19 protein-coding genes are annotated in these 13,658 nt (G+C 66.5%); 8 read left to right on the forward strand and 11 right to left on the reverse strand.

Annotated elements, in window-relative coordinates; genetic code table 11:
* Positions 1–13 precede the first annotated feature (13 nt).
* From ACFPJ1_RS34310 to ACFPJ1_RS34325, 4 genes are all read right to left on the reverse strand, one after another.
* Positions 14–313, reverse strand: a complete 300-nt coding sequence (locus ACFPJ1_RS34310) for a hypothetical protein (RefSeq protein WP_380110445.1) — start codon at positions 311–313, stop codon at positions 14–16.
* A gap of 149 nt (positions 314–462) precedes the next feature.
* Positions 463–843, reverse strand: coding sequence for a hypothetical protein (locus ACFPJ1_RS34315; RefSeq protein WP_380110446.1), 381 nt, complete (start codon positions 841–843; stop codon positions 463–465).
* 305 nt (positions 844–1,148) lie between these two features.
* Positions 1,149–2,099 (reverse strand): GNAT family N-acetyltransferase, encoded by a 951-nt coding sequence (locus ACFPJ1_RS34320; RefSeq protein ID WP_380110447.1) that lies wholly within the window; start codon positions 2,097–2,099, stop codon positions 1,149–1,151.
* Positions 2,100–2,198: 99 nt separating this feature from the next.
* On the reverse strand, positions 2,199–2,567 hold the full coding sequence (locus ACFPJ1_RS34325; protein ID WP_380110448.1) for an ATP-dependent DNA ligase: 369 nt from the start codon (positions 2,565–2,567) through the stop codon (positions 2,199–2,201).
* 595 nt (positions 2,568–3,162) lie between these two features.
* Here ACFPJ1_RS34325 and ACFPJ1_RS34330 point away from each other — a divergent pair.
* The 4 genes from ACFPJ1_RS34330 (at position 3,163) to ACFPJ1_RS34345 (ending at position 5,716) form a co-directional block, all read left to right on the forward strand.
* On the forward strand, positions 3,163–3,513 hold the full coding sequence (locus ACFPJ1_RS34330; RefSeq protein ID WP_380110449.1) for an alpha/beta fold hydrolase: 351 nt from the start codon (positions 3,163–3,165) through the stop codon (positions 3,511–3,513).
* Between the two features lie 128 nt (positions 3,514–3,641).
* A complete protein-coding gene (locus tag ACFPJ1_RS34335; RefSeq protein ID WP_380110450.1) occupies positions 3,642–4,469 on the forward strand; it encodes an alpha/beta fold hydrolase in 828 nt (275 codons plus the stop codon).
* Positions 4,470–4,705: 236 nt separating this feature from the next.
* The gene (locus ACFPJ1_RS34340; RefSeq protein WP_380110451.1) at positions 4,706–4,933 is read left to right on the forward strand and encodes a hypothetical protein; all 228 of its coding nucleotides are present in this window, start codon (positions 4,706–4,708) and stop codon (positions 4,931–4,933) included.
* Between the two features lie 279 nt (positions 4,934–5,212).
* Complete coding sequence (locus tag ACFPJ1_RS34345) at positions 5,213–5,716, forward strand: CBS domain-containing protein (protein WP_380110452.1); 504 nt, start codon at positions 5,213–5,215, stop codon at positions 5,714–5,716.
* Positions 5,717–5,929: 213 nt separating this feature from the next.
* Here the strand turns inward: ACFPJ1_RS34345 and ACFPJ1_RS34350 are convergent, their stop codons facing one another.
* The 6 genes from ACFPJ1_RS34350 to ACFPJ1_RS34375 all read right to left on the reverse strand — a co-directional run bounded on the left by ACFPJ1_RS34350 (position 5,930) and on the right by ACFPJ1_RS34375 (position 10,182).
* Entirely contained in the window at positions 5,930–6,064 is a 135-nt protein-coding gene (locus ACFPJ1_RS34350) for a hypothetical protein (protein WP_255511372.1), read from the reverse strand.
* A gap of 366 nt (positions 6,065–6,430) precedes the next feature.
* On the reverse strand, positions 6,431–6,556 hold the full coding sequence (locus ACFPJ1_RS34355; protein WP_380110453.1) for a hypothetical protein: 126 nt from the start codon (positions 6,554–6,556) through the stop codon (positions 6,431–6,433).
* A 43-nt stretch (positions 6,557–6,599) separates the two neighbouring features.
* Positions 6,600–7,625 (reverse strand): hypothetical protein, encoded by a 1,026-nt coding sequence (locus ACFPJ1_RS34360; protein WP_380110454.1) that lies wholly within the window; start codon positions 7,623–7,625, stop codon positions 6,600–6,602.
* 218 nt (positions 7,626–7,843) lie between these two features.
* Positions 7,844–7,984: a hypothetical protein gene (locus ACFPJ1_RS34365; RefSeq protein WP_380110455.1), complete on the reverse strand. Its 141-nt coding sequence runs from the start codon at positions 7,982–7,984 to the stop codon at positions 7,844–7,846.
* Between the two features lie 890 nt (positions 7,985–8,874).
* Positions 8,875–9,648 carry a DUF4253 domain-containing protein gene (locus ACFPJ1_RS34370; RefSeq protein WP_380110456.1) on the reverse strand — a complete coding sequence of 258 codons (774 nt, stop codon included), beginning with the start codon at positions 9,646–9,648 and terminating at the stop codon, positions 8,875–8,877.
* Positions 9,649–9,783: 135 nt separating this feature from the next.
* On the reverse strand, positions 9,784–10,182 hold the full coding sequence (locus ACFPJ1_RS34375) for a hypothetical protein (RefSeq protein ID WP_380110457.1): 399 nt from the start codon (positions 10,180–10,182) through the stop codon (positions 9,784–9,786).
* Positions 10,183–10,524: 342 nt separating this feature from the next.
* Here ACFPJ1_RS34375 and ACFPJ1_RS34380 point away from each other — a divergent pair, with 342 nt between their 5' ends.
* From ACFPJ1_RS34380 to ACFPJ1_RS34390, 3 genes are all read left to right on the forward strand, one after another.
* Positions 10,525–10,758 carry a hypothetical protein gene (locus ACFPJ1_RS34380; protein ID WP_380110458.1) on the forward strand — a complete coding sequence of 78 codons (234 nt, stop codon included), beginning with the start codon at positions 10,525–10,527 and terminating at the stop codon, positions 10,756–10,758.
* A gap of 92 nt (positions 10,759–10,850) precedes the next feature.
* Positions 10,851–11,345, forward strand: coding sequence for a hypothetical protein (locus ACFPJ1_RS34385; protein ID WP_380110459.1), 495 nt, complete (start codon positions 10,851–10,853; stop codon positions 11,343–11,345).
* Between the two features lie 81 nt (positions 11,346–11,426).
* Entirely contained in the window at positions 11,427–12,002 is a 576-nt protein-coding gene (locus tag ACFPJ1_RS34390) for a suppressor of fused domain protein (RefSeq protein ID WP_380110460.1), read from the forward strand.
* Between the two features lie 73 nt (positions 12,003–12,075).
* On the opposite strand, the gene ACFPJ1_RS34395 is transcribed toward ACFPJ1_RS34390, so the two are convergent.
* A complete protein-coding gene (locus tag ACFPJ1_RS34395; protein ID WP_380110461.1) occupies positions 12,076–12,438 on the reverse strand; it encodes a hypothetical protein in 363 nt (120 codons plus the stop codon).
* A gap of 376 nt (positions 12,439–12,814) precedes the next feature.
* Here ACFPJ1_RS34395 and ACFPJ1_RS34400 point away from each other — a divergent pair, with 376 nt between their 5' ends.
* Positions 12,815–13,498: a tyrosine-type recombinase/integrase gene (locus tag ACFPJ1_RS34400; RefSeq protein ID WP_380110464.1), complete on the forward strand. Its 684-nt coding sequence runs from the start codon at positions 12,815–12,817 to the stop codon at positions 13,496–13,498.
* Positions 13,499–13,658 lie beyond the last annotated feature (160 nt).

The following is a 13,658-nucleotide window of genomic DNA, read 5'->3' on the forward strand; positions in this document are numbered from 1 at the left end:
ACTCGGTGACCTCCTAGTAGACGATCGGCGCGGTCGCGGCACAGAAGTCGCAGATCAGCTCGCCCGCCGGCGCTGCGCTGACGGAGTATGGCGGCATCGCGCCGCCGCCGTGTGCAGCGACGTCGCGCTGGTCCAGGGCGTCCAGGAGCTGGTCGACGATCCGCGACAGAACCTCGCCGCCCTCGGCGCGGCCGTACTCCAGCAGCCGGTCGGCCTCGGCGGTGTCCCCGCCGGCTCGTGCGGCGTAGATCCGCCGCACGAGCGTGTCGACCCAGGGGCCGTCTGCAGGATCGAGATCGAGGCGCTCAGTCACGCTTCATTGTCTCCAGCGCGTCGTGCCCACTCCAGCGCCTCGTAGCGAAGGTCGCTCGCCGTCAGCAGCGGAGCGAGGACGGACGGCTGCCCGTCGACGGTTGTCCCGCCGTTGTGGGCCATCCGAGACAGTGCCGCGTTGTTCTCGGCTCAGGAATCGAGCTGGTCGAGATCGTCGGGAGCGAGGTCGGATCGCACGCGGATGAACCTCATCGAGTGGCGGACCTGGCCAGCCTGGGTGGCGGCATCGGCCGCGACTGCGGCGACGAGCGGCTCGACCTTGGTCAACGGCTTCTTGGAGTCCTTCCCGCCCCATCGCTGCGACGTGATCTCGTCCGGCCACGGATGGCCTGGCTTCGCTGGGGTCAGCACCGCGCCGAGCTCGGCCGACTGGGCCGGGCTGAGTGGAACGGTGCGGCCGACGATGACCAGATCGTCGCCGCGGTACAGGCCGGCGATCACCACCTCGGGCCGGGTGATCGGCCCGATCACACCACCGATCAAAAACTCCCGGGTGGCCCTGTGCTTCACCTTCTGGAGGGTTGAGTTTGGTGTCGTGGACCGTCGTCCTGGGGCAGGTCATCGACCCGTGCACGACACCAACAACAGTCCTCGAGCTATGCCGTCAACTCGAGGAACGCACCGACGAACCGCCGCCGCCGCGCAGCCAATCGCGAGTTGATGACCCAGCTCAACGGCCCGGCCGACCGATCGCTGCAGTTCGTCCCTCCAGAACGGGCGAGGATTCGCCCCTGCAGCCGGCTAGTGCAGAGTGGGCGGTGCCGCTCCGGAAGCAACGCCTGCGGCGGGTCGTGGACGAACAGAGCGCAGAAGAGTCAGAAGTCGATACGCATGACAGCGCGGCGTTTACCCGGCCGGCTCACCTCGACGAACCCGGCATCGGCGAACATAGCGAGAGTGCCGACGGACCCGCCGTCCACGACGTCTGGGTAGCCCTCCACAGCGCGGGCGCCGAGTTCACGGGCGAACCCGACGGCGGCGCGGGCGAGTGCGCGGCCGACCCCTCGGCGCCGGTAGCCGACGCGGGTGACGAAGCAGGTAACGGCCCAGACAGTGGTGTCGGCCTTGTCCTGGTTGCGGCCCAGCCAAGGGACGCGGTAGTCGCGTAGCAGCCTCGGGTGATCCGCCCGCGGCGCGACGGCGCACCAGCCGACGGGCTCACCGTCGAGATACGCGACCAGGCCGCTCGTCGCCCGTGCCTTTCGGTTTCCGCAGGCGGTCTGGTCGCGAAGCCGGGCAGCGAGCTCCTCGGGACCTTCAGACACCCAGGACTCTTTGGGCAGCATCCGGAACCGCTGGCACCAGCACCGTGCGGTGTCGCCGGTCGTGCCGAAGACCGCCTGCAGGTCCTCCCAAGCCGCCTGGTTGGCCGGAACGATCGTGAGCTGTTCGGCGGTGACCGGCTCCCGCGAGCCCGTTGGGCGGGGAACGGGAACCCGCTTGGCCGAAGGCAGCTTCTGCTGATTCTGCTTACGTGGCAGCGCATCGAACGTGAGCCGAACATCCACCGTGTCCCCTGCGTCCAGTCCTTCGGGCTTGCGCACGGCGTCCTTCAGCGGGAGCAGGTAGCCGCCGTCCTTCGGCCACAGCGACGTCTTCCACTCGGTGGTGCCGATCCGAGCGCGGATCGGGAGCATCCCCCAGCCGTAGCTGGCGGCGGAGGCCGTGGCCCGCAGCGCGACACTTTCCTGCTCTGGCACGGAGACGAAGTAGTACGGCGCAGGACCGCGCCACTCGATGACCTCGCCGACGAACTCTTGATCCATGGCCAGATGCTAGGCCCCGTTCCGGACGTACCGCTTCCGCATTCACCGCCGCGCCTGGCCGTGTGCCACCGCCAGGTACGGCCGGATTGGTCTGCCCGATCAACTTCTGAACAGGCTCTCAGGGCTTGTCTGAGTGCGCGTCGACCTGTCATCGACGACAGGTGTCGTGCACGTGCGAACCACCACAATCCAGCGCCTGACCAGGCCGGTTAGTGTGCAGGCCAGCTGGCGGACACCGCCGACCCCGACAGAATTGACCTTCACCCAGTGGCGGCCGGGCTGATACCTGGTCGATGCGCCCTTCACCACGAGACCCTCCACCCCACTGGACTTGAAGGCGTCCAGCCACTCGCGGGCCTCGTCGACGTCTGCGGTGACCGGGGACACCTGCAGCGGAGGAACCCAGCGACCGGCCCGGGCCAGCTCCAGTCCGACCGGCCCGAGCAGGTCGGGTGCCAGCTTGCCCACCCTCCCAGTGTTGCCCTAGGCACGCGCTTCGCGCCACCCCACGCTGTCTCACCCCGCGTGTTGAGTCCGGTTCGCGGTCGGGCGAGGTGGAGCCGCCACTAGGCCGATTCGCCGAGAAGTGGCGATCGGCGCGACCATCGACCACGGCGCATTACGTACCAGTCTCGGCATACAGTGACCTCGACGCGGCCGGCCGGGTCCCGCCTATCGCGAACGCGTTAAGCCCAGCCGTCACTGCAGCAACCTGGTCTGTCCCAGACGCGGAGCAAACGTCCGCCTACTGTCCGAATTCCTCCAGGCAGTCGGCCAGGCGCTCGGTGTCGATCTCGCCGACTGATCGCAGCACGCCGCTGTAGCAGCGTCATGATTCGCTGCATCGGTGCGGGGCCATACCTGAACCCAAAGGAGGTAGCGACCAGCTTGTGTCCTCCACTGGGTGCAGTTTCATCGAACGTCTCGCCAGATAGGCACGGTCGGGCTAAGGTGTCGTGGGGGTGGCAAGGCCACTGAACCCGTTGCTGATAAAGGGTTTCGGGACGACGAGGATCGGTTCCGGAGCCGATGGCCGGGGTGTTCTGGGGGTATCCAGGTCTGCTTGAGTCATGCCTGGATGGCCTGCGCCAAGGGGGCACCAGAGTGGGAGCCGTTACGACCAGCGAACGGCACCGAGATCTTCTACAAGGACTGGGGCGAGGGACAGGCGATTGTGTTCAGCCACGGCTGGCCGCTGTCGGCCGCCGACCGGGACAACCAATTGCGTTTCTCTGTCGAAGGGCTACCGTGTCGTTGCGCACACCCCGCCGCGGTCATGGGCCGGTCGACGCAGACCGGCGGTGGTCACGACATGGATCAGGTCCTCCAGACCTACAAGGACCTCCCCCACGGTATCCCGACCACCCATCCTGACGTGGTCAACGCCGACCTGCTCGAGTTCATCCAGTCGTAGCTCGCCCGACGTTCCGGAATTCTTCCGGACGGTACGGCGTACCCGGTACGCCGTACCGCACTCCCGCACGACTTTCGTCCCTGCTCCACGCCCTCCCGGCGACAGTCGCATGACGAAAGGACCTGTTCATGCAGAGCAAACTCTCACGCGGCAATCTTCCACGTGCGCTGACTGTGCTGGTCGCCGTACTGGGGTTGGTGTTCGCGGCGGTGACACCTGCGGCGGCCTCGCACCCGAACGGACCGAAACCGACCGTCGTTCTCGTCCACGGCTCCTGGGCCGACGGCTCCAGCTGGCAGAAGGTCACCAACCGGCTGCTGGACGACGGCTACACGGTCCGCGTACCACCGAACCCACTGCGCAGCCTCACCACTGACTCTGCGACGGTCCGGGAGTTCATTGCCACCTTGTCCGGCCCGATCGTACTGGTCGGCCACTCGTACGGCGGCGCCGTCATCACCAACGCCGCCACGGGAAACCCGAACGTGAAGGCCCTCGTGTACGTCGACGGCTTCGCTCCGGCGGAAGGTGAAACGATCTTCCCCTTGGCCGGTGCGGGCTCCGCCCTGGCGGTCGACCCAGCCACGGTCTTCGACTTCGTCCCGTACCCGGGCGCGCCCGCCGGTGACGTCGACCTGTACCTGAAGCACGACACCTTCGTGAACTCGTTCGCCTCCGGCGTCCCACGCCGCAAGGCCGAGCAGTTGTACCCGTCGCAACGCCCGTGGGCGTTCGGCGCGGGGAATGACCCCTCGGGGCCGCCCGCGTACACAACCATCCCGTCGTGGTACGTGCTCGGAACCCGTGACCTGATCATCACCCCGGCCGCCCAGCTGTTCATGGCCACCCGAGCCCGCTCCAAGATCACCCGGATCCCGGCCGGTCACCTCGGCCTCATCACCCAGCCCGGCCGCGTCACCAAGGTCATCGAGCAGGCCGACCGCGCCACCCGCTGACCACAAACGCTCCGCAGGTCACCCGGAACTCCGGGGTGACCTGCGGTGTCGTGCGCGGCTAGCGGCCGCTCGGACCGCCGGATCGCACCATCCTGAGCGGCCCGCAGCGAGGTCCTCCGTTGTTCGTGCCTCCACCCACTGCCGCAGCGCAACCTCGAAGGGGTCCTCGCGCATGAGCTGGCGCACCACTTGGCGCTGCCACGAAGGGTGTCGCTGCTCCCTACGGCACGCCGTGCGTGCACCAGCAGGCGTGCAGCCGGTGGTTCCTGCGCGTCGATACGGCTCAGCTGCGGCGCATCGAGGCGATGACCTGCAACGCCGAGGCTCGTCCGGCCGAGGCTCAGGACCGGGCCTGGCTCGGCGAAGTGGCTGCACTGGAGGAGTCGCTGAAGCACCTGCGGCAGCGACGGCAGGAGGCCGAGAACCAGCTGCTGACGGTCGGTGAGCGGACCGCGCAGAACTGATCAGGGACCGCGCGGCCGATGCAATCTGCGAGTGCGAACGAAAGTCTCGCAGGTGGGCGGGAGTCGGGCTCATCTGAGTGTTGCCGACGGCAATGTGCTTGGACCGGCGTCGCGCGAGTGGCTCCCAGGATCGGATGGTGTTTGCACCGGACCGCTCCGATGGAGCAGGCTTGGGTCCGGAGCGCCGGGAAGTCTGGTCGGCAGCGCCCGTCCCTGACCTGGGGTGCGGGCTGGTCGACGAGCCCGGAGGCGATGTGACGCTGGTCAGATGCTGTCGTCATGGTGACGAGCAGCCGACAGTGGGTGGTGACCGCGTCGGCGGCGTATTGTGCGTTTGTGCACGGACTGCAGATGGCCGAGGACTTCCCGGTGGTCAGCCTGGACACGGATGCAAGCGAGGCCGTCGAGTTACTCGCTGCGCGGCGGCTGCCGGGGCTGATCGTCGTGGACGAGAAGGGCCGTCCTCACTCGGTGCTGCCGGCATCGCAGGTCGTGCGGTTCCTCGTGCCGAGCTACGTGCAGGACGATCCGTCGCTGGCCAGGGTGATCGACGAACCACTGGCCGACCAGGTCGCGGACAAATTGGCAAACGTGACCGTCCGCAGGCTGCTGCCATCCGAGCCAGCCGAGCTGCCGGTCGTCAACCACGACGACACGGTTCTGGAGGTGGCTGCGATGATGGCCCGGTTGCGGTGCCCGCTGGTCGCGGTGATGAAGGACGAGGAGATCGTCGGCGCGATCACCGCGTCGCGGCTGCTGGAGCTGGTGGTCACACAGCACTGAGCCTGAGGCGGGCGGTCGCGTGACCGTCATTGCCGTTGTCGTCTTCGTAGTCGCCTATGTCCTGATCGCGACCGAGTGGTCGACGGCGCCCGCCCGCTCGCCGTCAGCCTGTCCAGGACGATGGTGCGGTCGTAGCTGTCAGTGCGCAGGTAGCGGCCGACGGAGGCGGTGAGGTGGACGTGGTCAGGGCCAGCGCAGCCGGGCTTGACTAGTTCAGTGAAGGAACCCATCCCACTTCAATTCGTAGCGGGATCCGCCAGGCATGGCGTGCTGGCCGGGCAGCTGTTCGACGGCCCGGGCCAGCTCAAGTCCGACCGGCCCGAGCAGGTCGGGTGCCAGCTTGCCCACCCTGCCAGTGTTGCCCTAGGCAAGCGCCTCGCGCCACCCAAACGCTGTCTCGAACCGCGTGTTGAGTCCGCCCGCAGTCGGGCGAGGTGGAGCCGCCTGCCGGAATCGAACCGACGACCTTCTCATTACGAGGAGGACGCTCAGCGTCGCATCCACCCTCTAGCAGCGCTTCTGGCAACACGATCGCCCGCACCACACTCGAATTCCACCATGAGTTTCGAGGATTTCGCACCACGTCTAGCACCACGCCCGCGCGGCCAGCCAGACAGCGTGGCCGGGACCGAGCCTCGCCCGTCGGGTGACCGCCCACTACCGGAAGAGCGGCCGCTGAAGGGCACAGTGCTGTCAGCTGAGAGAGTTCCTGTTCTAGCCGAGATGCCGGACAATCTCGCCGCCCAGCAGGGGCTTGTCCTCCGGGCCCTTGACGAAGGGACCGCGGTAGATCACCTTGTGGCGCTGCTCGGACGGGTACCACTGCCGGACCTTGTGCATCCGGACGACCCATCGGTGATTCCAGTGCGCCCCGGGTTCGCTCTCACGGTTGGAGCGGCCGGTGGGCACGCAGCTGCGTCACTCGTACTTCGGGGGAAGTCCCGGCGCGGTCGGCTGCGGCGCGGGTTGCGTTCTTCACATCGGCTTCGGTGATCTCGCTGATCTCCTGTGCACAGAGCCGCCAGAATGCGTAGAGAAACTTGACCGAGAACAGCCCGTCGACGTCGACGATCTCCGACCCCGGGCTGTAGTCGGCCTCGACGTGGTCCTCATCCCACCCGATCGCCTCGGCCTGTGTGCGGGCCGCAGCGTGTACTTCCAAGGCGGCGCGACGATGGTTGTTCACGGCTGCGCGCTGCTCGTCGGTAGGCGCCCAGTTATAGCGCACACAGCGGATGCCGTCGATCATCAGCGGCGGGATCGGGGTTCCCTCGCTGGCGGCATACGACACGAAGTCGCGGAAGGAGTCCGGCTGGATCGGGCCGTAAGAGTCCGAGAACGACGTCACCTGGACCGCGGGTACCCGAGTCCAGCCCAAGCGCCGGGACCGGCCCCGGCTGTTCTCATCCACCGTCGACAGGTTCGCCGTACCGTCCCACATGAAGGCCACATCGTCGCCGAGCTGGCCGTTAGGGGTGGTCACGATCAGCGGGTCGGGTAGGACCAGGACGCCCTTCAAGGCCGGCAGGTCGTCCTGGCTGAACAGAGCCAGGTCGTCGAGCGTGAGGGTCAGCGCCGCGGCGACAACGACGTCGCGCATGGCTGGGCTCAAGACGTAGAGGTCGGTGTCGGCCATTATGTCGGCGAGGTCGCCGAGGATGGTGTCCGTGGCCCGCATCCAATCGGTCGGGCGCCAGTCCTCGGGATAGCCCAGGCCGGTCGTCAGCAGCAGTGCAGCTGCGTCTGAATCCCCCAGCGTCTGCGTTTTCACCTGGTGCTCCTCCATGAACCGGCCGGCCTGCCATAGCCGGGCCGCCTCTGCCTCGCGCATGAAGGCGGCGGTTGAGATCCTGCTTTCACGGGCGGCTCGGGCTGCGCCAGCAGCGGTCCAGGCCTTCTTCTTGCCCACACGGAGTCCCTTGGTCGACGACATATGCAGCCATCACAGTGTGGCTGAGACAACCGACATCGAGGCGACGCAACGGGGCGGCGCAGAGTCCCCCGGGCGATCTGCACCCGCTCCGGCCGCGCCGAGACGAGGGTGCCGACCCACTCCGACCTAGCCGACCAAATCGCCCCCGTCATCCTGGAGAGTCGTGAGGCCCCGCCGGAGGCGATTGCTGTTGCTCAGGAAAGACACCGAGAGCGGGCGCGGGCGGTGAACGGCCGGAGGCCGCATGCGATCCGCGTGACGGGGCGGCCGAGAAGGACGGCCACGTCAGCGAGTTCCTGATCGTCGAGGTCGTACTTCGCGCGAGTCGCATTCATGGCGCTCACCTGTCGGCCGAGCGGGTCCACGACACACCGGGCGGCGCTGGGTGCAGGACGCCGACGTTGTCGGCCTCGGTCACCTCGGCTCGTGGGTTATCGCCGTTTGATCCAGTCGCCCAGGATCGGCTGGCGGTTCGCTGGTGGCCGACCGGCGGCCTCCGTAGGAGGCGACCAACGCGTCCGCGACGATCGCAGCGTCTGCCTCCGCCACGTCCGCCGGGTACTCCGGCAAGAGGTCGTCCCAGACGACCAGCCACGACCCGCTCGCTCTCGTTTCGGAGTTGCTGCTGCCGGGGAGGTAGCTTCCGGCCTTGGTGGCCAGACGATGGTGCCGCCTAGGCGGTGCACCCGACACCGTCGGTGCGGATGTTGCTGATGCGTTCGGCACGGTACCCGGACGGCAACGCAAAGGTCGACCCTGGTCGAGTTCCATCTGGGCGGTAGGACGCATCCTCTCATCGGCATGTGCGTGCGTTGGCCGGCGTCCGCCAGGTGATCTGTGACAGTGGATGCACGAATCTCGGCATGAGAGTGCGTCAGTGAGGTGGCTGGTCTTGCTGCTCTTGCCACAAGAGCGTCCGCGCCTCCTTGGTGTTCAGCAGCTCCAGCCCACGTCGAGCCCAGTCGCGAAGTAGTTGATCCTGGCCGGTCAGGGCATTGGACAGCACCCGTAGTGCCGCGGGAGACCGAACTTCGCCTACGAGTTCGAGCAGCCAGCACTTCATCCCACGGTCCTGCTCCACGTCGTAACGACAAGAGGCTCGGCCATGTCACGAGCATGGCAGACGAAGCGCACTCATCTGCCGCAGATAGGAAGACGCGGTCATGCCGAGTTCCGGACGCTTCCGTGATTGGGTGATGAGCGCGAGGGAGTGGTCGGTGTGGGTTCAATCCCACCAGGCGAGCCAGACTGGCCCGGCGAGGAGACCGGCGGCGAGCTCGGTGAGGTTGTCCGCGCCGTAGAGGTCGTAATAGCCGTCGTTGTAGACGAAGTACTCCCATGCCAGAGCGAGAGCTTCGGGCTTGGTGCGTGGTGGGCGAGCGACCGCGAACTCCGCGGTTGCGCCGGTGAGCACGACCAGTTCTGCGCCATACCGGTTTTCCCAGGTGCGCAGGATCGCGGCATGCTCCGCTGGGTTGGGGTACTCGTTCCACCCTCCGCAGTGCAGGACTGCGGGGACCTGCCAACCGGCCGCCGCAGGCACCAGCGCGACGGTCACCGTCCGCGGTTCACCATGTGGTCCGAACGGTAGGCGGAAACCGGGCCGCCGTGCCTGGTCGGGCCAATCGCCGTCCCCGCGCAGTTCGGCGAGCGTCGTGGCCGCGAGCTCCGGCCCGTAGATCCGCAACCTGTCCTCACCTCGAGTGGTGAGGATGCTCGTGCCGTCCAAGGTGTCGGCCAGCGCGATGCTGCCGGCCGGGTCGGCGTACTCGAAGGAGTTGGCCAAATACTCAGGATCTCCGTGACCCATCAGGACCGGCCAATAGCCCGTCGCGGCGTGAGCCTCACGCAGCCGCAGCCACCAGTCAAGTGCGTCATTGCCCGACGCGGTGAACCCGAACACCCGCGCACCCAGCGGCGTAGTCGTGATCGCGTGCAGGCTCGGAATGCCCGGCATCACAGCTACTGGAAACAGCAGGCCATCCGGGGTCTCTGTCACGCCCTGACGATGTTCCATGAGATCGCGACAAGCAAATCATCCGGAGAAGCGCTCGCCGGACACTGGCGTCATGTGGCCGACGCTCAACGTCCGGATCTGCCGATGTGCGGATGTTGGCCCGGGTCTCGCCGCTGGTCAGCCTGTCCAGACCAACCTGCCCGTCACGGTGCCGGTGAGCGAGGCGCCCGGGAATGGGGTGGCCGAGATTTCACAGCTCACCGGTCCTGGTGCCTGGTGCTTTGCCGTCGTGCTGGTGTCACTGCCTCCGGGGAAGGTGAACGTCAGGTCGAGGCTGGCGGGGATGAACAGTGCGGTGCGGCCATCGCTTCGGGTCACGAAGGCGGGATTCCAGGTGTTGGCCTCCGTTTGTCCGGAGTTCACCACGAAGTCGAACGTGCCGTCGGCTCCGCAGTCCGCAGTGCCGGCGAACGCGGTGGGTGAGTGCGTCGGCGCCGCCAAGGCGGCCGAGGCCGGCAGGGCGGCCAGCATCGCGGCAGCCACGCTGACCAGTGCAACGCGAAGAGACTTGTGCATGACGAAACTCCGATCTCGCGACCGGGGCTGGTGGGGTGATCCGGCAGCCACGATCTCATACTGAAGGCGAACCCGGGACTGCGGTGGTCGGTCCGGGATTCGTCCATGGCTCATACGACGCTATTGCGCGGCGAACCGCGTGGGCGGTTCATGACAGGAATCTCACAAAACGGTCATATCGGATAGGGCACGCGACCATGCCGCACTGCGCGTGCTCAGAGACGCACGCTCATGCCGCTGTCCGGACGCACGCTCATGCCGCCGACAGTGAAGGGCGCTGATGCCGAGATCCGCGGATCTACTCAGGGGCGCCAGATGCGGCAGCCCTGGCAGACTGCATGCGTGACCGCCGTCGAACCCTTGCCGTTCTACTCGCTGGTGCGCACCCGTGGACCGGGCACCTGGGTCGATCCCAACAAGCCGCTTGGACTCGGTGCAGTCCTCGGACGAGCGCAAGGTCCGAATGGATGGGAGTACGCGGTCATCATCGGCGAAACGACCTATAGCTTCGCGCATGTCGAACTGGAGCCACTCGGCGTCGTACTAGACCGGTCGGTCTTCTTCGAGGACGAGTAGTCGCATCCGCATACTCGAGGCGCGCTCATCTGCCGCTGATAGTGAATCGCGATCATGCCGATGACAGTGCACCCGTCCTGGATACTGACCCGGTGATTGCCTTGCCGCACGATCCCTCAGGGCTGTCCAAAGCCACATGGACGGAAGCCGACTTCCCCGACATGGGATGGCACGACTGCCGAGTTCATGCCGTCAGCATCGGGGAGTACGAAGACGACACGCTTCCGCCCGCCAGGCTGCTGCTGGACCTCGACTACATCGTGCGGTGGGTGGAGCCTCAACGAAGCAAGCGGCAATTCACCTTCTGGATCGCACCCGCAACGCTCGTGTTCGAACGGGCCTGGAACATTACTGGCCAACTCGGGCCACTCCACGAGGTCAGGGAGATCTCCGACGTCCACCGGCTCGATCCGCCTGACAGCAACGCAGAGCCGCTGTTGCACATCGAGGGCCAGAACTTCGAGCTCCGCCTCCGAGCCCCTGGCTACACCCAAAATCTTCGAATGCCGCCGCAACACGTTTCCCGGCAGATCCTCACTTCGGCCGAACGCGGCGGGATCAGCTTCGCGCAGCAGTCTTTCGCGTGACAGCGATGCACGGATCTGCCGCGATCCGCGCGCTCATGCCGAGGTGCGGCCTCTTGCTTGTCAGCCGCATAGAGTGCTCCAGTGCCTGACTTCCCGCCTTGCGATGACGTCTGCGGCGCCCTTGAGGAACACGTCAGGCGCTACTTCGCGGGCCGAACCATCGACTCGTTCACGTGGCCGGCTGGACCCATCCGCGAACAGAATCCGCACTTCAGGGTTCTTCGCGTCGCTCCAGCAACCGCCGCCGACGTGTGGACGTACGTCTCCGTGGGCGGCTGGGCCGCAACCGATAGAGATTTCGGCCTCGAGTTCCTGATTTGCACGGCCGCTGCCGAGGACCGCGCTGTGGAACTGCTTGCAATGACGGTCTTCTACAACCGCGGAGGGAAGCTCGGACTGGGGCACACGCTGCCCATCGGTGAGCCCTGGCTCCCAGGGTCAGGTTGCGACAACCTGCTGATCAGCCTCCCATACCCCTACGGTCCCGAGTTGCAGACGTGCCACGTTGGTGATCGGCACGTCGAGTTCTTGTGGCTCCTCCCGATCTCCGACGCGGAGCGAGACTTCAAGGTCGCCTCGGGCCTTGAGGCCCTTGAGTCGCGCTTCGACGAGGTCGGATTGAGGTATTGGCAGAGCGACCGAGCCTCTGTGGTCTGACCAAGATGCACTCATCTGCCGCCTAGAGTGAAGCACGCTCATGCCGGTGAGCGCTCGCCGTCCGAAGGGGCGACTACGCCGCGGCAGCGATTCGAGCGCGGAACCAGGCAGCTGCTACCTCCGCGGCCCTCTCGGGTGTCGTGACACCGGCGTCGAGAGCCTCGGGCGCGTTGAGGTCGATACCCGCGTCGTCGGCTCTGACCCCGTCATCCCAGTTTAGGAAGCCCGGGCTGCTTCCGGCCTTAAGCCGGTCGCCGTCGAAATCGCAGCGCCACGTCTCACGCACGCAGTTGTTCGCATCGACCACGTCGTAGCTCACGATCATCCACAAGGCCCCATCGGCATCCCGGTGATACCAGTCCTGCACGTCTGGCACCTTCGCGGACAACGCCTCAAAGAACCGCGCCTCGCTCTCCGTTGGATCCTCGCTGCGCATGACGAGATGATCCCTCACACAGACACAGACACAGACACGGGCAACGGACCTTGTTTCACAACGTGAACTTCGCGAGGCGATTGACGCTATAGCCCGTGCCCTGGGCACTAGGCGCATGGAGATCTCACAACCGGGACCGGCCGTCTCCGGCGTCGTCGTCACCATGTCTCGCGTGTTACGGATAGCCGTCGCCGCCTACCTGGCTCGCTTCGCAGGCGAGTCTCGCATCCACACCGAGTCGGACCTGCGGGGATATCTCGTGTGGTGCGAGCAGCGCGACCTGGACCCCCTCACCGCGATCCGGGCACACGTTGAGCTCTACATCCGCTGGCTACAAGAAGTGCGCCGGTACCGGCCATCGACGGTGTCCCGACGCATGTCGGTCGTCGCGGGCTTCTACCGGACGTGCGTGATAGACGGTGTCCTTGAGCACTCCCCAACCGAGTATGTGCGCCGCCCGCACGTGCCGGCCGAATCCCCGACCCTCGGGTTGACACACCTGCAGTTCGAGGCCGTATTGACCGCGGCGAGACAGTCATCCAACAGCTGCGACTTCGCCCTCGTCACGATGTTGGGTCTACTCGGGCTGCGGATCTTCGAGGCCACCGGCAGCGACATCGAAGACCTCGGCGAGGAACACGGTCACCGGGTTCTCCGCGTTCACGGCAAGGGCAACAAGATCGTACTGGTACCGCTGCCCCCAGCAGTAGGCCGAGCCATCGAACGGGCCATCGACGACCGGGCCGTTGGACCGATCCTGCTGACCTCCCGAGGCACGCGGATGGACCGGCACTGCGTGACCCGCCGGTTGCGGCACCTCGCCGACCACGCCGGGGTCAGGCTGCCGCGGATCCACCCGCACATGCTCAGGCATACCTTCGTCACCACCATGCTCGACGCCGGCGTTGACTGCGTGATGTACAAAACGCCGCCCGGCACGCCGACCCACGAACCACCATGCGCTACGACCGCGCCCGCAAGAACCTCGACCGCCATCCCAACTACATCCTCGCCTCGTACATGGCCTCGGCCACTTGACAGATTCCGGTCATGCCGATGACAGGGCATCTCATGCCGCAGGGTCGTTCGCGCGAGATGTGAGAACGATCCGGTCACGACGGCTCGGTGAGGGATCCGATCGCGGACGGATGGCTTAGCCCGGATCCACCGCTGTGAGGGTGGTGTCGCGCGGGTCGTGACAGGCGAATGCCCTGCTGTTC

It is taken from the genome of Kribbella qitaiheensis (genome assembly GCF_042657745.1).
Lineage (GTDB): Bacteria > Actinomycetota > Actinomycetes > Propionibacteriales > Kribbellaceae > Kribbella > Kribbella qitaiheensis.